This window comes from Scytonema sp. PRP1, from assembly GCF_036697665.2.
Taxonomy (GTDB): domain Bacteria; phylum Cyanobacteriota; class Cyanobacteriia; order Cyanobacteriales; family Nostocaceae; genus Kalymmatonema; species Kalymmatonema gypsitolerans.
This window is the reverse complement of record NZ_JBAHYJ020000063.1, coordinates 52,518-71,395: the sequence shown is the minus strand read 5'-3', so window position 1 is coordinate 71,395 and position 18,878 is coordinate 52,518. Positions and strand designations below refer to the sequence as shown.

Sequence of the window (18,878 nt, the reverse complement as noted above, 5' to 3'; positions counted from 1 at the left end):
TGACTATGGACTAAAAACCAACACGCCGGTTGATCTCGCCAACCAAGAGACAGTTATACCCAACGCCGATCCAGCAATGACTTGAACGGGTGTGTGTCCCAGCAATTCTTTGAGGCGATCGCCGTTAAATTCTGGGTGTTCGTGAAATAATTCATCAATCATTTGATTGAGGATACGGGCTTGCTTTCCAGCGGCTTGGCGAACTCCTGCGGCGTCATACATGACTATAATGGCAAAAATCATCGCCACCGCAAATTCCGCAGAAGCCCAACCAAGAGTTTGTCCTACTCCAGTTGCTAAGGCTGTTACCAGTGCTGAGTGAGCACTAGGCATACCTCCAGTTGTGACTAAAACACTTATATTCAGTTTACGATTCTTGATGAGCTCGAAGACGAGCTTCAATGCTTGAGCCATCAAACAAGCTACTAGAGCAACCCACAGCACTCGGTTGTCTAATATATCGCCTATGTCCTGCATGCTATTTTGCGTAAGATGAGAAGTTATGAATTATGAATGATGAATTATGAAAAGAAATATGAATTATGAATGATAAATTATGAATTGTAAAGTCGCTCAGCCTTTATCATTCATCATTCATTATTTAGTGCTTGCGATTGGTGATAAAGTGCGCCAGTTCCTTTAAAGGCAAAGCTTTTTCTCCAAAGGGTTCTAATTCTGCACAAGCATCCTCAATCAGCTGTTGAGCTTTTTGTTTTGATTCTTCGAGTCCCCAAAGACTGGGATACGTCACCTTTTGAGCTTTTTGGTCTTTTCCAGCAGTTTTGCCCAATTGCTCACAGGTTGCAGTGATATCTAGAATGTCATCAATAATTTGGAAGGCAAGCCCAATGTTTTGGGAATACCGAGACAGTCGCTGCACATCTTCAGATGATGCTCCTCCTAAAATGCCACCAGAAACAACACAAGCTTCTAACAGGGCACCTGTTTTGTGACTATGAATAAAACTCAATGTTTCTAGGGAAATATCTGTCTTTCCTTCCGATTCTAAATCTAGCACTTGACCCCCGACCAAGCCAGTCGCTCCTGTAGCACGACCCAAATGAGCAATTACCTGTACAACTCGCTCCAGTGGTACATTCTGGGTGTGAGTTACCACATACTCAAAAGCATAAGCTAACAAGCCATCCCCAGCCAAAATTGCTATATCTTCACCATAAACTTTGTGATTTGTCAACTTCCCACGACGGTAATCATCATTATCCATTGCTGGCAAATCGTCGTGAATCAGCGACATTGTGTGGATCATCTCCACAGCACAAGCTGTTGCAAGTGCCATTTCGATTGTACCGCCCACCATTTCACAGGTAGCAAGGCAAAGAATCGGGCGCAAACGCTTACCTCCTGCTAAGAGTGAATAGCGCATTGCTTCGTAAATCTTTTCTGGATAACGTATGGGAATCGCTTTATCCAAAGCAGCTTCACAAAGCTTTTGTCGCTCTTTGAGATAGGCTCTTAGGTCAAATTTGGTTGACTCAGGAGTCTTTTGAATGTTATCTGCTGCTACCATTCTTGAATTCCTTAATATTCTGTTATATGAGTAACAATTTTACGAGGCTTTGGCACATTAAGAATGAGGAGTGAGGAGTAAGGAAAAAATTTAGGACTTAAGAGTCAAGAGTGAAGAATAATAACTCATAATTCATAGTTCATAATTCTTAATTCATAATTTTTGATTCGTCCTTAAATAACTGGAAAAAGTATTTTGCAGTAACATAGCTACTGTCATCGGACCAACACCACCAGGAACTGGGGTGAGGTATTCGGCCACCTTAGCAGTGGACTCAAAGTCAACATCGCCTACTAGACGACTATTGCCGTTTGAGTCGCTCACGCGATTCATCCCCACATCTACCACAACAGCGTCCGGTTTCACCATTTCGTTCGTAATAAGTCCTGGACGACCTACTGCTGCAATCAGAATATCAGCATTTTTGGTGATGGATGGCAAGTCGTGCGATCGCGAATGAGCTACAGTCACAGTAGCATCTGCCTCCAACAGCATCAAAGCCATTGGTTTGCCCACCAAAATACTACGTCCTACCACCACCGCCTGTTTTCCCTGCAAGGGAATTGCATATTCCTGCAACAGCCGCATGATCCCCGCGGGAGTGCAACTGCGTAAACCTGGTTCTCCCCGTACCAGTCGTCCTAAGTTCACTGGGTGCAGTCCATCAGCGTCTTTATCTGGCTCTATTTGATGCAAAAGTCCCACAGCATCCAAGTGGTTAGGTAGGGGTAATTGCACGAGAATGCCATCCACCCTTTGATCATTGTTAAGTGCAGCAATCACTTCTTCTAGTTCTGCTTGGGTCGTTTGCGTGGGAAAATGTCTACCAAAAGAAGCAATACCCACTTTCTGGCAAGCTCGTTCTTTGCCGCGTACATAAGCTGCTGACGCTGGGTTATCGCCCACCATCAGCACTGCTAAACCTGGCGGGCGTCCTATTTGGGGTTGCAATTCTTTAACGCTAGCAGAAAGTTCTTGCTGAATTTTTTCAGCTAACGCTTTACCATCAAGAAGTTTGGCTGTTTTTGTTTCCATGAGAATTCAACACAAGTACGCTACGCCTTGGCGTTGCTGTCAGATGCCTGAGCGTAAACAGCAAGACCACATTCTTTATCTTCTCAGATTGGTTGTCTAAGAAGACTTGAGAACCCAGAATTTAGAATGTTCCCCAATCAGGAAAGAATTTTAGATTTTCAAGGAAAACGATTAGGAGACCAAGCGTCAAAAAAGAATGCGACACATGGTTGAGTGAAACTGAGCCTATGCAAGATTTTCACAATCCACCCATCCAAAATCCACCCAAAATGGTGTGAGGAGTTGCTTTTTGCGAGTTTTTGATACTGAAACATAAAGTATTGATAATCACTTGTTAAATTAAAATTGTCACAACCCAAGCACTGATGCCAAAATTTGCGAGTGGAGGTACTCGTTATGCAACTCGTGAAAAATTTCAACTTCTCATTTTTATACAAATATGGCATTGTCGTACCCATACGCCTGGGATTGACCCTTTGCCTTTTAGGGGGACTGCTGAGTTGTGGTAACTTGGGGCGGTTTGGCATGAATGCCATAGGAGCCAACATTACCCAAATTCAGGACTTGAAACCAGAACAAGACGATGGTACTACAGTGTACGTACAAGGTAAGGTGGAAAAACGAATTCCGCTTGTGAATCAATATGCATATCAAATTAATGATTCTACAGGGAAAATCTGGGTTGTCACCAATCAGACTGGTCTAGGCGAGGGAGAGCAAGTGGTGATTAAAGGTAAAGTTCGCCACCAAAGTATTCCTTTAGCTGGCAAAGAATATGGGGAACTTTATATAGAGGAGCAGTAATTGGAACGTCAACCCAACAAGTTATAGGAGCTTCTTGCATCGAGAAGCCCTCAGCAATCCGGACGAATAGAGATTTTAGTGGTAAGAACGCATACTTTTTTGAAGGCTTCGTAGTGAGCGCTGCCATAGCTCAAACAGTCGTGGACTAAAGTCCTTACTACGAACTTATACAACCATCATAATTAATAAAGGTGAATTAATAAAGGTGAACTATTAGACTGACGCAGGCAAGTGCCTGGTAGTCTTGAGTACGTTCGTCGATATAACTGCTGTATTGCTCTGCCAAAGCAGAATCATATTATTTATATCAAAGCAAAATTTTAACCGAATGACAGCGGCTATATTTGTTAACTTACTCTAGTCATCCTAATGTCGGAAAAAAATTATTTTTTCTTTAGCATATTTTTTATGTATGTGTTGTAATCTACGAAGTCGTCATCATTATACACCGTTGCTTTAGAGACAACAGAGACATACTTTAGATAGAGAAAGAAACAATTTTTTATCAGTTTTTAACTTTATTTATTGCGTCCCTTTTGATAAAGCAACAACTCTGCTTTCAAAGCAGGGCTATTTCGTTTGTCCTTAAACCCACTAGAAAATTTATGAACAAATAGTAGGGAACACAAACCTGCACGGGTTGGGTGAAAAGCAAATAACCCTGATTTGAAGTAGACCAACAATGAAGTGTTTGATATTTGGAGAAAAAAGTTTATGGGTTGGTTACAAAGACTTTTTGGACTGGAAAAGCCTCAAGATGCTCAAGTAAATCCTGATCCCACTACAGTTAGTGAGAACAACGGCGAAGACATTCCTTTAGAGCGAGTGGGGTTAAATGGAGAGTACGACCAGAGTGGTTTAGCAAAGCGGGTCGCCCTAGCTTTTGATGAAAACCCCGAATTTGATGATATTAACAGCTTGTACGTAGCACAAACAGGCGGTACGGTTGTTCTCAAAGGATCCGTTCCCAGTCAAGAGATTCTCGACCAACTGGTAGAGATTGCAAGCGGTGTTAGCGGCGCAACAGACGTGACGACTGACCAAGTTAGTGTCGGTTAGAGAAGCAGCTGCGGCGTAAATAAACGGAAAACTTGTACAAGGGTAGAGGGAAAGGGTAAGAGAAGGTTACTTACCCAAATCCCTCACCCTTACCCTTCTTTACATTGAGTTTAATTAAACCGACCCACTTAGGGTCTAATGGGTGCAATTTCAGCAATCAAAACAGGCTATGAAAAATATATTCCGATATCAATGGACTATTTCCATCGCACTTTTGACTATCTTAGCCCTCTCGGGTTGTGGGAAAAAGGCCTCGGAAGGCAATACTTCTCCATCTAGCGACTCTGGCGCGTCTACATCTACAACTGCTCCGTCTGGTGGGACTGGAACCTCAGATAGTCCTGGAACAGGGACAACTGGTGGTTCTTCAACGAGTGGGATTTCGGCTGAAGCTCAGAAGTTAGGTGTTAAGCCCCAAGGAGAGACCACTTGTCCTAGCAATGCTCCTGTTAAGGGCGTAGTTACCAAGAAGCGGGGTAACATACTTCATGCTCCCAAGTCACTCGATTATGAAAAGGTCAAGCCCAATATCTGCTTTGCAGATACAGCTACCGCGCAAAAAGCTGGCTTTAACCCTCCCAAGTAATATCGCTGCATAACATTCAAAACCCTTGCTGTGCAAGGGTTTTGTTTAAGTATTAAAGTTTTTGTGGTAGTCATGCATGAGAGACAATGTCTATCGTACAGGTGAATTATGACGAGCAGGAGTGAATATGGCTACCGAAGTGGCGATCGCCATTCTCTATCAAAACAACAAATTTCTCATGCAGTTGCGGGATAACATCCCCAATATTGTCTATCCCGGTCACTGGGCATTTTTTGGCGGACACATAGAACCTGGTGAAACCCCAGAGTTTGCGGTACAACGGGAAATTTTAGAAGAAATTGGTTATACTTTACCACCAACATTTTCTAAGTTTGGCTGCTATCCCGACAAAATTGCGGTTCGTCATGTCTTCTATGCACCCCTGACAGTGGAATTAAATCAACTGGTTCTGAATGAAGGTTGGGATATGGGCTTAATAACACCGCAAGACATTCGCTTGGGTGCGAGTTATTCCGCTGTATCAGGAGACGTGCGACCCCTTGGACCTGTGCATCAGCAGATTTTGTTAGATTTTATGGAGAGACACGATAAATTGTCTTCTGACTCAAGTGTTAATCTGACTAATAACTAATGACTAACTACAAACTACCACGATGGTTAAGTTTGAGCCTCGCATTTCCCCTGGCTGTACTCAACGGTTGGGTATTGCTTCAGGTTGTGCATTATTTTCAACCTTTGGTCAGCATCTTTGTCGCCGCCAGTTTGCTGGCTTTTGTTCTAGACTATCCAATTCGGTTTTTCCAACAACGAGGGGTAAAACGCAACTTAGCTGTTGGGAGTGTGTTGTTGTTAGCTGTAGTGATTGTAGTCGCTTTAGCTCTCACCTTAGTTCCTCTGATTCTGCAACAGCTTAACGAACTGGCTAATTTTTTGCCAAGTTGGATTGATTCTGGAACGCAACAACTGCAAGCTTTCCAAGACTGGGCTGCGGCTCAACAGCTTCCCGTGAATTTGAGTGGCTTATTGACTCAAGTGTTAGACAGATTATCCAATCAACTTCAGTCCTTTACCGGTCAAATCCTCGGTTTTGCCGTGGATACCATTGGTAGTGTGGTCAATGTGCTGCTGACGGTGGTGCTGACTATCTACTTAGTATTGAACGGAGAACGTCTTTGGGATGGAATTTTTCTGTGGTTCTCGCCTCATATTGGTTCGCAAGTACGGCAATTATTGCGCGAGGACTTTCAAAATTACTTTATTGGACAAGCAACATTGGGTGCTTTGCTAGCGGTTGCTTTGATACTTGTATTTTTGGCGCTGCAAGTTCCCTTGGCTTTACTTTTTGGTATTGTCATTGGATTCTTTTCTCTGTTCCCCTTTGGCACGGGTATAGGTATTGGTATAGTAAGCTTATTGGTGGGATTGCAGAACTTTTGGTTAGGGATAGAAGTCTTAGCCGTTTCTGTGGCGATCGACCAAGTCAATTCTAATTTTGTTGCTCCTCGCCTTTTGGGGAATTTGACTGGCTTAAATCCCGTGTGGGTGGTCATTTCCTTGCTGTTAGGAACCAAACTGGGAGGACTATTGGGTTTATTGGTTGCTATACCTATAGCCAGTTTTATCAAAGATGTGGCGGATAGCTGGCGTGAGGGGGGATTTAGGCTACCGCCTGCGGAGCATAACTCAGGTGATAGCATTTCTGGTGAACAAACCCCAACTGTTTTGCTAGAGCGATAAAGCGATAATAAGAAAAGTCAACTATTAGAGTTTTGGAGTGGGTCATGCTTAAGCAACTCATCCTTGAGAATTGGAAAAGTTTTCGTTATGCAGAACTTCCGATTGACCCACTGACTGTTCTTATTGGTACGAATGCGAGTGGTAAATCGAATGTCGTTGAAGCTTTGGAATTTCTCCAAAGAATAGTTAGAGGCGAGGATATTGAAGCAGCTTTGGCAGGAGATAAAACTTTACCCTCAATTCGAGGAGGTGTAGAATGGGCTGCACTAAAGAATGAAACTCAATTTACAATCAAGGCGCTGGTTCAGGGTGAGGAAGAAACAAAAGATTATCTTTACAGTATCACAATACAAACAAAACCATTTGTTCGGGCTTCAGAAGTATATATAATTTGCCAAGAATATCAAGAAGGAAATCAGGATGCTCCAATTAATTACTACTTGATGAAGAGTGAAATTGGAGATAATACCTTGTCTCACAAATTACATATTTATAGCGCTCGCAAATCAGATACTTCTTTATTAGTACCAGAACAAGTTATCTCGACGAATCCACAAGTAAGAAATAATTATATCAAATATCAAATCGGTAGAAAAGATAATGAATATTTCAAAAAAGATAAAACATATGCAAATTTACAAGGGATAAATACAGTTTTTGATGTTATAAATAATTTTTTTATTTTGAATCCTATTCCTTCTCAAATGCGGGATTACTCACTGCTTTCTGAGAAACTGGAAAGTGATGCCTCAAATATTGCAGGTGTATTAGCAGCATTGCCTGAAGAAGAAAAAGCTGAGGTGGAAGCAACCATATCAGCTTACGTCAAAAATTTACCAGAAGGAGATATTCAGAGAGTATTGCTAGAAGTATGTCAGATGGCACTCTTAGATTTATAGCCATTCTCACAGCGCTTCTTACCCGACCAGAAGGTAGTCAACTGGTAATTGAAGAAATAGATAACGGGCTTCATCCCTCGCGGGCAGAATTACTGGTAAGAATGCTGCGAGAAATTGGTGAAAAAAGAAAAATTGACATATTAATAACGACTCATAACCCAACTTTGCTTGATGCTTTAGGATCAGAAATAGTGCCATTTGTGGTAGTAGCGCATCGGGATTCTGAAACTGGAGAAAGTAAACTGACATTGCTAGAAGATATTGAGAACCTGCCTAAGTTAATGGCATCAGGTACACTGGGTAAGCTGACAACGAAGGGTGCTATTGAAAGGAGCCTGGCTGATACCAAGTAGCGCCAAATATGAAGAAGGTTCTGATAATAGATACATCGGTACTGTGTGTTTACTTGGGGGTTCCTGGCAAAGATACCTGTGGAACGGATGAGAATAAGTGGGACAAAAAGCCTGACTTTTCACGCCATGTGGAAAAATCCACGAAAAACCTAACCCCCTAGCCCCCTTCCCTACTAGGGAAGGGGAAAAATCAAAGCCTCTCTCCTTGCAGGAGAGAGGAATGGAAGCGAGGTTTTGCATATCCCGTGCAAAGTAAGGACAAAAAGCGAGTTGATGAATTTCTCAAAAAAGAAGAAGACAGTGCATATTTTGTGCTACCTCTAGCCGTCATTATAGAAACTGGTAATCACATCGCACAAGCTAATCAAAACAGATATGAAATGGCTCAAGCTTTAGCTGACTTAATGGTGAAAGCAGCAGACGCAACAACACCTTGGGCTGCTTTCACTGAACAAGCGGAATTTTGGGACGCAGAAGGCTTGAAAAAGCTAGCGGCTGAATGGTCTAACTTAGCAGTGCAACGTATTTCTATCGGTGATGCCACTATCAAGACTGTAGCTGAATACTACGCCAAAATCGGTTGTCAGGTGGAAATTCTCACGGGTGATGACGGACTGAAGGCTTACCAGCCAACGACTCCTGTCCAAATTCCTAGGCGAAGTAGTCGAAGAGTTAACAAACCTTGAACAATTTGAGAGTATCGCTGATATCAAGCTATCATCGGATATTGGCAGGTTGCCATGTGTATTGGTAGACATTCATGACCGCTTCTTACTCTGCATCCCAACCCAATAACCCGACTGCGCCCCACACTGACACTCGATTGGTGGATCGCAGTAAGCTGACTCAAATGTTCCAGCACTATGTCGAAACGAAGGATAAGTATCCTCATGCGATGCTACTGTATCGAGTGGGAGATTTCTTTGAATGTTACTTTGAAGATGCTGTGACTTTGGCGCAGGAATTGGAACTTTCCCTCACCAGCAAGTCGGTAGGGGAAGTAGGACGGGTAGCGATGAGTGGTGTACCGCACCACGCCTGGGAACGCCACGCGACACAGTTGGTAGAAAAAGGATATGCTGTTGTCATTTGCGACCAAGTGGAAGATGCTGCGGAAGCTGCTGGGAGGTTGGTGCGGCGGGAGATTACGCGCATCCTGACCCCTGGGACTTTGCTAGAGGAGGGAATGCTAAAGTCAAGTCGCAATAATTACCTGGCGGCTGTGGTCATCGCTGGAGAGCATTGGGGTTTAGCGTATGCAGATATTTCCACTGGTGAATTCCTCACCACGCAAGGTAGCAATTTAGAGCATTTAACACAGGAACTTATGCGATTGCAGCCTGCGGAGGTGCTGATTCCTACTAACGCACCCGACTTGGGCAGTTTACTGCGTCCAGGAGAAAAATCGGAACACCTACCACAATGTTTGCCACCATCGTTTTGTTATTCGTTGCGATCGCAAATTCCGTTCTCTCAAGGAGAATCTCGGGCAAGATTGTTGCAAAAGTTTAAAGTGCGATCGCTAGAAGGATTGGGTTGCGATCATCTTCCTTTAGCCGTCCGCGCCGCAGGTGGGTTGCTGGAATATTTGGAAGATACGCAGAAGGAAAACGCTATCCCCCTCCAGTCGCTACGCACCTATACCCTCACTGACTTTTTAATTGTAGACCATCAAACTCGCCGCAACCTGGAAATTACGCAAACTGTGCGTGATGGCACTTTTCACGGTTCCCTTCTTTGGGCATTAGATAAAACCAGTACGGCGATGGGTAGTCGTGCTTTACGGCGGTGGTTGTTGCAACCACTACTTGATATTAAAGGTATTCGGACACGGCAAGATACTATTCAAGAATTGGTACAAAATACGACTCTCCGTCAAGAACTACGGCAATTGTTACGTCAAATTTATGACCTAGATCGGCTCACGGGACGCGCTGGTTCTGGTACTGCTAATGCAAGAGATTTACTTGCTTTGGCAGATTCTCTGTCTCGTTTGCCGGAATTATCTCGCTTGGTGGCTGATGCTCGTTCACCCTTCCTGAAAGCATTACAGAAGGTACCGCCTGTTTTAGAAGAGTTAGCACAGCAAATTCGCGCTCATCTCGTGGAGTCGCCACCGATACATATCAAAGATGGCGGGTTGATTCGCCCTGGAGTTCATGTTCAGTTGGACGAACGACGTACGACTGTCGAAGACGACCAAAAATGGATTGCCAACTTGGAAGTAGACGAAAGAGCAAAGACGGGAATTCCGACGCTGAAGGTGGGATTTAACAAAACTTTTGGTTATTATATCAGTATTTCCCGTGCAAAGGCAGACCAAGTGCCGTCTAATTATATACGCAAGCAAACGCTGGTTAATGAAGAACGCTACATCACGCCGGAGTTGAAGGAACGGGAAGCGCGAATTCTGACGGCGCGAGATGATTTGAACCAGTTGGAATATGAGATTTTTGTGGCGTTGCGCGAAGAAGTGGGTTCACAAGCCGAGGTGATTCGCAATATTTCTCGTGCGGTGGCGGCGGCGGATGTGTTGTGTGGTTTGGCAGAGTTAGCGGTTCATCAAGGTTACTGTCGTCCAGAAATGGTGGAAGGACGAGAAATTACGATTGTGGATGGGCGTCATCCGGTTGTGGAACAGTCTTTGCCTGCGGGTTTCTTTGTGCCGAATTCTACACAGTTGGGAAGGGAAGAGGAGGACAAGGGAAATTCTTCTCATCCTGACTTAATTATCCTCACTGGTCCAAATGCGAGTGGTAAGAGTTGTTATTTGCGTCAGGTGGGGTTAATTCAGCTGATAGCGCAAATTGGTAGTTTTGTACCTGCTAGGGAAGCTAGGTTGGGAGTGTGCGATCGCATTTTTACGCGTGTGGGTGCAGTGGATGACTTGGCGACGGGTCAATCGACTTTTATGGTAGAGATGAATGAGACGGCGAATATTCTCAACCATGCAACGTCGCGATCGCTGGTATTGTTGGATGAAATTGGCAGGGGAACAGCGACGTTTGATGGTCTTTCTATTGCTTGGGCGGTAGCGGAGTACATTGCAACGGAGATTCGGGCGCGGACGATTTTTGCCACGCACTATCATGAGTTAAATGAATTGGCGTCGTTGTTACCAAATGTTGCTAATTACCAAGTGACGGTGAAGGAGTTACCCGACCAAATTATCTTTTTGCACCAAGTCCAACCGGGAGGCGCTGATAAGTCTTACGGAATTGAGGCGGGAAGGTTGGCGGGTTTACCCAAGGTTGTGATTGCACGGGCAAAACAAGTGATGGGCCAAATTGAAAAGCACAGCAAGATTGCAGTTGGTTTGCAAAACCTGGAATAGTGATGTTGTAAAGTGACAAATTAAATGACCGTGGCGACACATTATTTGTCAAAGTAGTCAAAGTAGTAGTTTTCGACAAATTACTTGTCAATCTTAATTGACGAATAACTAATTATTTGTCGTCAAAGTTATTTCGACAACCGTTAACAAAATAATGTCTTTAGACTTGTCAACGAGCTGTGTGAGGCTATAAATTCACCTCACCACACTATCATAGAGCTTTTGAAGCTCGCGTTGTGCTTAAGCTTCCTATTTTCAATCTGCCCCATTTGGTTTTTAACTGTTTTCTGGTTGACTGTTCCTGACCTTCGCTGACTTCTTCAAATTCTGGCTCAATGTGAGGACGTTCTGATTCTGACAGTTCCAGTCTGATCATGCGTCCTTCATAGTAAATGCGGGCTGTGGCTTCATCTTCAACTGCTCTTTGGATATCGTAAATATCAAGATAGTATGATTTTTAATAAGCCATCGTAGAATATTTGAAAACTTTTAGAGCGGTTGTTGGATGGGTTCATATGTAGCGAAATTTCTCGTGCTGCTCTTGTCTTTTCTAGACCTCCTTTATGATGCCCTGCCCTCTGTAGCACTTTTTCTAAAGCTTCCCAAGTTCCACCTGTAATCGCATCTGCCTCACGGTATTTTGCCTGATTTTCTAGATTAGGTGATACTCCAGGATAAGCATTGATAAGAGCATGTAGATCTCCAAAAAACCAAGCTTCTAGTTCTTCTATTGCTACTCTATTGAGGACTTGAAATTTCTGACTTATACCGACGGATGTTTTAGTACTAAAGCCTGTATTAATAGCTATTTTTTCTAGTTTTCCCTTCAATAATTTACAATCTGACTGCGGTGCAGCTTGTTTGGTGATGGTGTCTCGCTATTGGGGGAAACGCTTTAGTATCAATCGTTTGCGCGATATTGCCAATGTTGACCGCAGTGGCGCATCGTTGCGGGGATTATCAGCAGCAGCGGAAACTATTGGCTTTAGCACCAGACCTGTAAAAGCCAGTCTTGACCAGTTGGCGAAGCAGAAATTACCTGCTATTGTCCACTGGGAAGGGAAGCACTACATCGTTCTCTATGAAATCAACAAGAGAAATGTCATAGTAGCAGACCCCGCCATTGGTCAACGCACTCTTACCCACGCGGAATTTAAAGCAAAATGGACTGGCTATACGCTGCTGGTGCAACCCACAACCTTGTTGAAGGATGCCAAAGAAACCACAACTCCCTTTTGGCAATTCTTTGAGTTGATTAAGCCCCACTCTGTTGTCATGCTAGAAGTGGTTGTCGCTTCTATATTTATCCAGATATTTGGACTGGTTACTCCCTTATTCACCCAGTTAATTTTAGACCGAGTGGTGGTGCAGCGTTCGGAACTCACCTTAACAGCGGTGGGGTTGGGGTTGCTGATCTTTAGCCTGTTTCGTGTGGCGATCGTTGGTTTGCGGCAATATCTGCTATTTCATACAGCAAATAAGTTGGATTTAGCATTAATTGTGGGGTTTATTCGCCACACCTTGCGACTTCCCATGAGTTTCTTTGAATCCCGCTATGTTGGGGATATTATCTCTCGCGTGCAGGAAAACCGCAAAATCCAACGCTTCCTCTCCGGTGATGCTTTATCTATCCTGCTGGATGTACTTACAGTTTTTATCTATGTAGGATTGATGTTTTGGTACAGCTGGAAAATGGCGTTGCTGGCGCTGGTAATTGTACCGCCTTTTTTCTTGCTGGCGTTGATTGCGACACCTTTTTTACAAAGAGTTTCCAGGGAAATATTTCATGCTGTTGCTAATGAAAGTAGTTACCTGATTGAAGCCCTAACTGGTGTGCGGACAGTAAAATCCACAGCGGTGGAACAAACAGTGCGTTGGCATTGGGAGGAGTTATTACAAAAGGAGGTAAAAACTAACTTTTCTGCCCAAGTTATCAGCAATGGTTTGCAAATTTTTAGCAACACCATTCAAGCAGTGGCTAGTACCGCTTTGCTGTGGTTTGGAGCATCTTTGGTGATTCAAAATGAATTAACAATTGGGCAATTGGTTGCCTTTAATATGCTGGTGGGGAATATTATTTCGCCCTTTCAACGATTAACGGTGTTGTGGAATCAATTGCAGGAAGTGGTGATTGCGACCGAACGTATTAATGATGTGTTGGATGCGGAACCGGAAGAGGATTTGCAGCATCAAGTGCGGCAATTATTACCAGAACTTCAGGGACACATTCGCTTTGACAAGGTGACATTTCGCTATCACAAAGAAAGCGATGTCAATATTCTAGAAAATCTCAGTTTTGAAATACAACCAGGACAAATGGTGGCGCTGGTGGGACGCAGTGGTTCAGGAAAAACGACGATTTCCAAGTTGGTTTTAGGGTTGTACCCTCCAACAGATGGTAACCTGTTCATTGATGGACTGGATATTACCAGTATTTCCTTGCGTTCCTTACGTCAGCAAGTTGGAGTCGTTGACCAAGACACCTTTTTGTTTGGTAGCACCATTCGAGAAAATATCAGTTTAGGACATCCAGGGGCAACTTTAGAAGAGGTGATGGAGGCGGCGCACTTAGCGGGTGCTGATGAGTTTATTAAAAAGTTGCCGATGGGTTATGAAACTCAGATTGGAGAAGGTGGGGGTTTGTTGTCTGGTGGACAACGCCAAAGGATTGCGATCGCCAGAGCATTATTAGGTAATCCCCGGTTATTAATTTTTGATGAGGCGACTTCCCATTTGGATACAGAATCAGAACGGATTATCCAAAGGAATTTGAACACAATTCTTAAGGGACGAACCGCCTTGGTTATCGCTCATCGCCTCTCAACTGTGCGAAATGCAGATTTGATTTTGGTGTTAGACAAGGGTGTGTTGATTGAAAGTGGAACTCATGAAGCATTAATGGCAAAGCGGGGGCATTATTTTTATCTCAATCAACAGCAGCAGTTGAATATGGCGGCGTAAAGACGGCAAGCCAAACCAGGGGAAGCAGGAAGAGAAAATACCAAGGCTAAGCTGTCGCGCCTACAAGTAGCATTTGCGACAGGTAACATTCTTGTGGGATGGAGAGAAGTTGCGTGCGGTGAGACAGCCCTGCAGGCGGGTTTCCCGCCGTAGGGGACTGCGAACCCGAAGGGGGGTTCCCCCCGCCCTTGCAAACTGAGCGCAAAGCGCACGCTGCGCGAACGGGGCATCTTGCCCGTCCAAACAATGCAAGTTAAAAGCAAGGGCAGCTTATTTCCTTCTATGCACAATCGGGCAGCTTATTTCCTTCTATGCACAATCACTGTAGAGACGTTACATGTAACGTCTCTACACGGGTGGGACTAGGTAAATTATCTTACCCATACCCTATTGTCCCTCCTCCCCACTTCCTGCTGTTGAAAATCCAAAATTTTCTAAGGAGAAATCATGACGAATACGTTGAATGGAAAGGTTCACACTCGAACTCAAGAAAATGAAAACTCTCCCCAGATTTCAACCTCTCAAATCTCATTTCCAGTTCAGCCAACAGATGATTGGTCTGAAGTCACTCAAGATTTAGTTGATAGCTTACCTGAAGTTTGGACGAGAGGACTATTGTATTTTCTCTTGGCTTTTACGTCTATCGCTTTACCTTGGGCAATGCTGTTTAAAGTCGATGAAACAGGCAGTGCCAGGGGAAGACTTGAGCCTAAAGGTAAGACAGTTAAGTTAGATACTCTTGTCGCCGGGACTGTTGCCAAAATTCCGGTCAAAGAAGGTGAATCAGTCAAACCAGGAGAGCCTGTGTTGATATTGGATTCGGAATTACTTCATAGCGAATTGCGTGAAGGAAAGGATAAATTAGAAGGGCAATTAAATCGAGTATCGCAGTTGAATGTCTTGAAAAAACAGTTAGTCATAGGTTTGACAACTCAGCAACAACAAAAACAAGCACAAGAGTTAGAAAAACAGGCTCAAGTTGAGCAGGCGCAGCAGAATCTAACTGCTCTTAAGAATTCCTATGAACTACAAAAAGAAGAAAAAATTACCCAAGTCAATCAGGCAAAGCAAACTCTTCAGTATAGTCAAACTGCCACTAATTTTGTAAAGAGTAGTTTAACGAGCGCCCAGCAGGAAGTTGAACGCTATCGCCAATTAAGCCAAGAAGGAATTGTTGCACAAGTTCAAGTTGTCGCCAAACAAGATATAGCTCAAGAAAAGCAAAAATTGTATGCACAAAGTCAATCAGATATCCAGCAAGCTAAACTACGCTTAGCAGAACAACAAAGTAATTATGAGCGAACTATTCGCAAAGCAAAGGCAGAGATTGAACAGGCTTACTTGCGACTGAAGGAACAGCAAAGAAGTTATCAAACTCTGACTCATTCTAGTAAGCTAGCCGTCTTAAAAAGTGAGGAACAACTGAAGAATCTAGAAACAGAAATGACGACGCTGAATGCAGAAATTGCTCAAACTAAAAGTCAAATGAAAACCTTGCAGTTACAGTTAGGGCAAAGAGTCTTAAGATCTCCTGTAGCTGGTAGAGTGTTTCAGTTACCAATCCAAAGAGCCGGGGCTGTGGTACAGTCGGGAACAATGGTTGCAGAAATTGCTCCAGAAGGTGCGCCATTAGTCATTCGCGCACAGATGGCGATATCAGAAAGCGGTTCTTTGCAGAAAGGATTGCCAGTCAAGTTAAAGTTTGATGCTTATCCGTTTCAAGATTACGGAGTCATAGAAGGAGAGTTAGTAGAGATTTCTCCTACGACTACAGAAGTGGAAACAGCCAATGGAAAAGTGGCAGCTTACAACTTGGAAATTAAGCTGAAACAGAATTGTATTCCCAAGGAAGATAAATGTACTCCCTTACGCCCTGGCGATACGGCGACAGCTGAAGTGATTGTACGACAACGTCGGATTATTGATTTTCTCCTCGATCCGTTTAAGCAGTTGCAGAAAGGAAATTTGAAATTGTAGTAAGGGCTTTAGCCCTTGAAACGCTCACCCTAAAGACTAAAGTACTCCCGTGCGTTCCAGGAGTATATAGCGCTTCTCGTTTGGATGAAGTCATTATTCATCTGTGCCCACCCCCCCTCATTCCCCCCTACAAGAGTGGGGAAGACAGAGGAAAAACTTTTATTTATTGTCCATCTGTGGTTCTTATTTCTTGATGTATTGCACTCAACACCAGAACCGCTATATTTCACCTTTAATTTCGTTTACCAAACTGGGAGAAATATCATGTTAAAAACTGTTACTCTTACCAGTGAAGATATTCTTCACCAAGTCAAACTCTCTTGTAAAATTCCTGAGATTGTCCAAGAGACGCTGACTCGTAAGCTTGTTGCTGCTGCTGCTGAAGAACTAGGCATTGAGGTAGAAGATGAAGCACTCCAGAAAACGGCAGACACCTTTCGATTAAAGAACAACCTCGTCAGTGCTGAAGGGACTTGGCAATGGCTACAAAAACATCACCTTTCTATAGATGATTTTGAAGAAATCGTATACACCAGTTTCCTTTCTGGACAGTTGGCACAACATCTGTTTGCAGATAAAGTTGAACCTTATTTTTATGAAAACCAACTAAACTACTTTAGTGCAGTGATGTATGAGGTTATTTTAGATGATGAAGACTTAGCGATAGAACTTTACTATATTATTAAAGAAGGTGAGATGAGCTTTTATGATGTTGCTCACAAATATATTCAAGATATAGAATTACGTCGAAAATGTGGATATCGCGGGATAGTGTACCGCAAAGATTTGAAGCCTGAAATTTCTGCTGCTGTCTTTGCTGCTAAGCCGCCTCAGCTTCTTAAGCCAATTGTGACATCTTCAGGAATACATCTGATTTTGGTGGAGGAAATACTTCAACCAGAATTGGATGATAAGCTACGCAGTAAAATCCTTTCAGATTTTTTTGCTGAATGGCTCAAACAACAAATATATCAGATGGAAATAGTTCAAGAATTCTCATCTAGATAATTGCGCTGTTTTTTGTCTAATTAACTTAGAGAGTTGCACTTGGTTATTAGGAATATCCTGCATCTTAATAAATAAGATGCAGGAAAAATTGATGTGGGGTTTCATAAATAAAGCTAATGTGATTCTTTAGAAGAAGTTTATCACCTTAGCTTTATTTATGAGTGTGATACAAATTATTTTAGTATCACTTCTAAATCACCAGATTTACAGGTCAACATCAACGTCATTACCATTCAATATGTCGTTGTGATTCAAGTTGTTATTCAAGCTGTGATTTAAGGTGTCGTCAACGTTAACAATTCCAACCTGAGCAGTAAGCTTATTCAGCGCACGATCCAACAATCCACCTTTTGTTGCATCCAACTCAGTAGCAGTTAGTTCGTTGATGTAGCTGTCAGAGGTTTGCAGTTGAGCAATTGTAATCTTAGCCATTTGAAATGTACTCCTTGGTCAAGTGGTTTTCTTTGGAATTCGACTTTTTCTTGTCTCTTCCTGTTAACTCTAATCTGTTATTTCTCCTGGTATTTCAAGGGTTGTATCACTGTAGAATGGACATAATAGTTACAGTTTTTGCCTGTTACATTATCAAAGAAACTGCTTTCTTATTCGCCAAAACCTAAAATAGGTATTTGCTTTTAAAAAAGTATTTGATCTGTGGCGATATAGTAAAACATTTATGTCTTTTTTCTTCGTTATTTTTTGTTATTACCTGAGAAAAAATCAGAAAAAACAAACCCAAGAGAAATCTTGGGTTGAAAGATAATATAGTGGTTCTCAATTGAATGCAGTACAGTCTTAATTTTCTTATCCGACAGGCGTCGCACTGCGTGCCGCACTCCGTCGCCCATCCTATCAACTGGGCGTGCAAGATGCCATATGTGTCAACAATCACGTTCAAACCTTTATTCCATGTTAATTTGACCCCACCCCTTACCCCTCCCCTTGCCAAGGGGAGGGGCGGTTTTGGCGCTAGCCAAAGCCGGGGTGGGGTTCCGGAAACCAAAAGCCTGCAAAAACTCACTCAACACTGAATACTCTGATACAAAATTCCCAAAATCTTATTTATCTCCTTAATATAGTAATTATTTAAATCAATAAATATATCAGTATCTTCTAACTTCAAAAACTTCCAAATATCCCCCGTTGTTACCGCGCCGTAAATGGTTTTAATTTCATTCCCTTCTTGTTGGTTAAATAACTGTGCTGCCAACATCGCTGCTGCACATTGACCTAATCCATTTTTAATATTTTCATTTTTAGCTTCTACAATAATCACTACAGGTGCATTAATTGTTAATTGTTCTTTAGAATGACTGATGACAAAATCACAATAACCATTCAGTCCCTTCTCAGCATCAACATTAAAATCTGTTCCTGAAAATAAACTAATCTGATAATTAGCTTTGCGTCTTACCTCTAACAAGATCGGTGTGATAATCATTTCTGAACGAGCCTTTTCGGTATTAATTGCTAAGGCGAGTTCAGTAGTTTCTTCTAAAGAGCTTGTTAGTTTCTCACTGACTTCTATAGGTTCTACGTTGGCGAATAAGTCAGCTTCTTCATCAATACGGATATTGAAAACCTTTTTAAATTTACTTAATGTAAAGTCACTATAAGCCATTTCCAGCACCTCAAT

The 18,878-nt window shown here is 42.8% G+C and carries 18 protein-coding genes and 1 pseudogene; 12 read left to right on the top strand and 7 right to left on the bottom strand.

Translation table 11 applies throughout. The features are described 5' to 3' along the window. Nucleotides 1-3: 3 nt before the first annotated feature. The 3 genes from V5G28_RS13015 to folD form a co-directional block, all read right to left on the bottom strand. Nucleotides 4-477, bottom strand: a complete 474-nt coding sequence (locus V5G28_RS13015) for a divergent PAP2 family protein (protein ID WP_096570263.1) — start codon at nt 475-477, stop codon at nt 4-6. Between the two features lie 124 nt (nt 478-601). Continuing rightward, entirely contained in the window at nt 602-1,528 is a 927-nt protein-coding gene (gene crtE / locus V5G28_RS13010) for a geranylgeranyl diphosphate synthase CrtE (protein ID WP_332992237.1), read from the bottom strand. 153 nt (nt 1,529-1,681) lie between these two features. Beyond that, complete coding sequence (gene folD, locus V5G28_RS13005; RefSeq protein WP_332992235.1) at nt 1,682-2,563, bottom strand: bifunctional methylenetetrahydrofolate dehydrogenase/methenyltetrahydrofolate cyclohydrolase FolD; 882 nt, start codon at nt 2,561-2,563, stop codon at nt 1,682-1,684. Between the two features lie 396 nt (nt 2,564-2,959). Here folD and V5G28_RS13000 point away from each other — a divergent pair, with 396 nt between their 5' ends. The 9 genes from V5G28_RS13000 (at nt 2,960) to mutS (ending at nt 11,296) form a co-directional block, all read left to right on the top strand. Beyond that, nucleotides 2,960-3,367, top strand: coding sequence for a hypothetical protein (locus tag V5G28_RS13000; RefSeq protein ID WP_332992233.1), 408 nt, complete (start codon nt 2,960-2,962; stop codon nt 3,365-3,367). A gap of 714 nt (nt 3,368-4,081) precedes the next feature. After that, nucleotides 4,082-4,426: a BON domain-containing protein gene (locus tag V5G28_RS12995; protein WP_332992231.1), complete on the top strand. Its 345-nt coding sequence runs from the start codon at nt 4,082-4,084 to the stop codon at nt 4,424-4,426. Between the two features lie 169 nt (nt 4,427-4,595). Next, nucleotides 4,596-5,012 (top strand): sunset domain-containing protein, encoded by a 417-nt coding sequence (locus V5G28_RS12990; RefSeq protein ID WP_332992229.1) that lies wholly within the window; start codon nt 4,596-4,598, stop codon nt 5,010-5,012. Between the two features lie 127 nt (nt 5,013-5,139). Then, the gene (locus tag V5G28_RS12985; RefSeq protein WP_096570251.1) at nt 5,140-5,604 is read left to right on the top strand and encodes an NUDIX hydrolase; all 465 of its coding nucleotides are present in this window, start codon (nt 5,140-5,142) and stop codon (nt 5,602-5,604) included. After that, a complete protein-coding gene (locus V5G28_RS12980; RefSeq protein ID WP_332992227.1) occupies nt 5,604-6,710 on the top strand; it encodes an AI-2E family transporter in 1,107 nt (368 codons plus the stop codon). Before V5G28_RS12985 ends, V5G28_RS12980 begins: the two co-directional genes overlap by 1 nt. A 44-nt stretch (nt 6,711-6,754) precedes the next feature. Then, nucleotides 6,755-7,609 (top strand): AAA family ATPase, encoded by an 855-nt coding sequence (locus V5G28_RS12975; protein WP_332992225.1) that lies wholly within the window; start codon nt 6,755-6,757, stop codon nt 7,607-7,609. Next, on the top strand, nt 7,582-7,962 hold the full coding sequence (locus V5G28_RS12970) for an AAA family ATPase (protein WP_332992223.1): 381 nt from the start codon (nt 7,582-7,584) through the stop codon (nt 7,960-7,962). The genes V5G28_RS12975 and V5G28_RS12970 overlap by 28 nt, the downstream gene beginning before the upstream one ends. A gap of 245 nt (nt 7,963-8,207) precedes the next feature. Further along, nucleotides 8,208-8,648, top strand: coding sequence for a hypothetical protein (locus tag V5G28_RS12965; RefSeq protein WP_332992221.1), 441 nt, complete (start codon nt 8,208-8,210; stop codon nt 8,646-8,648). A 74-nt stretch (nt 8,649-8,722) separates the two neighbouring features. Further along, nucleotides 8,723-11,296, top strand: a complete 2,574-nt coding sequence (gene mutS, locus V5G28_RS12960) for a DNA mismatch repair protein MutS (RefSeq protein ID WP_332992219.1) — start codon at nt 8,723-8,725, stop codon at nt 11,294-11,296. Nucleotides 11,297-11,507: 211 nt separating this feature from the next. On the opposite strand, the gene V5G28_RS12955 is transcribed toward mutS, so the two are convergent. Both V5G28_RS12955 and V5G28_RS12950 read right to left on the bottom strand, forming a co-directional pair. Beyond that, nucleotides 11,508-11,690 (bottom strand): hypothetical protein, encoded by a 183-nt coding sequence (locus V5G28_RS12955; RefSeq protein ID WP_233154115.1) that lies wholly within the window; start codon nt 11,688-11,690, stop codon nt 11,508-11,510. 46 nt (nt 11,691-11,736) lie between these two features. After that, nucleotides 11,737-12,126 (bottom strand): DUF4276 family protein, encoded by a 390-nt coding sequence (locus V5G28_RS12950; protein ID WP_332992217.1) that lies wholly within the window; start codon nt 12,124-12,126, stop codon nt 11,737-11,739. A gap of 7 nt (nt 12,127-12,133) precedes the next feature. Between V5G28_RS12950 and V5G28_RS12945 the strand changes: the two are divergent. The 3 genes and pseudogenes from V5G28_RS12945 to V5G28_RS12935 all read left to right on the top strand — a co-directional run. Further along, a pseudogene (locus V5G28_RS12945) lies at nt 12,134-14,257 on the top strand (peptidase domain-containing ABC transporter); the annotation flags it as partial. Between the two features lie 447 nt (nt 14,258-14,704). Continuing rightward, nucleotides 14,705-16,234, top strand: coding sequence for an HlyD family efflux transporter periplasmic adaptor subunit (locus V5G28_RS12940; protein WP_336230519.1), 1,530 nt, complete (start codon nt 14,705-14,707; stop codon nt 16,232-16,234). A 264-nt stretch (nt 16,235-16,498) separates the two neighbouring features. After that, nucleotides 16,499-17,242 carry a peptidylprolyl isomerase gene (locus V5G28_RS12935; protein WP_332992213.1) on the top strand — a complete coding sequence of 248 codons (744 nt, stop codon included), beginning with the start codon at nt 16,499-16,501 and terminating at the stop codon, nt 17,240-17,242. Between the two features lie 204 nt (nt 17,243-17,446). On the opposite strand, the gene V5G28_RS12930 is transcribed toward V5G28_RS12935, so the two are convergent. Both V5G28_RS12930 and V5G28_RS12925 read right to left on the bottom strand, forming a co-directional pair. Next, a complete protein-coding gene (locus V5G28_RS12930; RefSeq protein ID WP_332992211.1) occupies nt 17,447-17,674 on the bottom strand; it encodes a hypothetical protein in 228 nt (75 codons plus the stop codon). A gap of 589 nt (nt 17,675-18,263) precedes the next feature. Further along, on the bottom strand, nt 18,264-18,863 hold the full coding sequence (locus V5G28_RS12925; protein ID WP_332992209.1) for a hypothetical protein: 600 nt from the start codon (nt 18,861-18,863) through the stop codon (nt 18,264-18,266). Between the last annotated feature and the right edge of the window lie 15 nt (nt 18,864-18,878).

Excerpts from the sequence above, each read along its gene's own strand:
- V5G28_RS13015 (WP_096570263.1), bottom strand. The coding sequence starts at position 477 with ATGCAGGACATAGGCGATATATTAGACAACCGAGTGCTGTGGGTTGCT.
- crtE (WP_332992237.1), bottom strand. The coding sequence starts at position 1,528 with ATGGTAGCAGCAGATAACATTCAAAAGACTCCTGAGTCAACCAAATTT.
- folD (WP_332992235.1), bottom strand. The coding sequence starts at position 2,563 with ATGGAAACAAAAACAGCCAAACTTCTTGATGGTAAAGCGTTAGCTGAA.
- V5G28_RS13000 (WP_332992233.1), top strand. The coding sequence starts at position 2,960 with ATGCAACTCGTGAAAAATTTCAACTTCTCATTTTTATACAAATATGGC.
- V5G28_RS12995 (WP_332992231.1), top strand. The coding sequence starts at position 4,082 with ATGGGTTGGTTACAAAGACTTTTTGGACTGGAAAAGCCTCAAGATGCT.
- V5G28_RS12990 (WP_332992229.1), top strand. The coding sequence starts at position 4,596 with ATGAAAAATATATTCCGATATCAATGGACTATTTCCATCGCACTTTTG.
- V5G28_RS12985 (WP_096570251.1), top strand. The coding sequence starts at position 5,140 with ATGGCTACCGAAGTGGCGATCGCCATTCTCTATCAAAACAACAAATTT.
- V5G28_RS12980 (WP_332992227.1), top strand. The coding sequence starts at position 5,604 with ATGACTAACTACAAACTACCACGATGGTTAAGTTTGAGCCTCGCATTT.
- V5G28_RS12975 (WP_332992225.1), top strand. The coding sequence starts at position 6,755 with ATGCTTAAGCAACTCATCCTTGAGAATTGGAAAAGTTTTCGTTATGCA.
- V5G28_RS12970 (WP_332992223.1), top strand. The coding sequence starts at position 7,582 with ATGTCAGATGGCACTCTTAGATTTATAGCCATTCTCACAGCGCTTCTT.
- mutS (WP_332992219.1), top strand. The coding sequence starts at position 8,723 with ATGACCGCTTCTTACTCTGCATCCCAACCCAATAACCCGACTGCGCCC.
- V5G28_RS12940 (WP_336230519.1), top strand. The coding sequence starts at position 14,705 with ATGACGAATACGTTGAATGGAAAGGTTCACACTCGAACTCAAGAAAAT.
- V5G28_RS12935 (WP_332992213.1), top strand. The coding sequence starts at position 16,499 with ATGTTAAAAACTGTTACTCTTACCAGTGAAGATATTCTTCACCAAGTC.
- V5G28_RS12930 (WP_332992211.1), bottom strand. The coding sequence starts at position 17,674 with ATGGCTAAGATTACAATTGCTCAACTGCAAACCTCTGACAGCTACATC.
- V5G28_RS12925 (WP_332992209.1), bottom strand. The coding sequence starts at position 18,863 with ATGGCTTATAGTGACTTTACATTAAGTAAATTTAAAAAGGTTTTCAAT.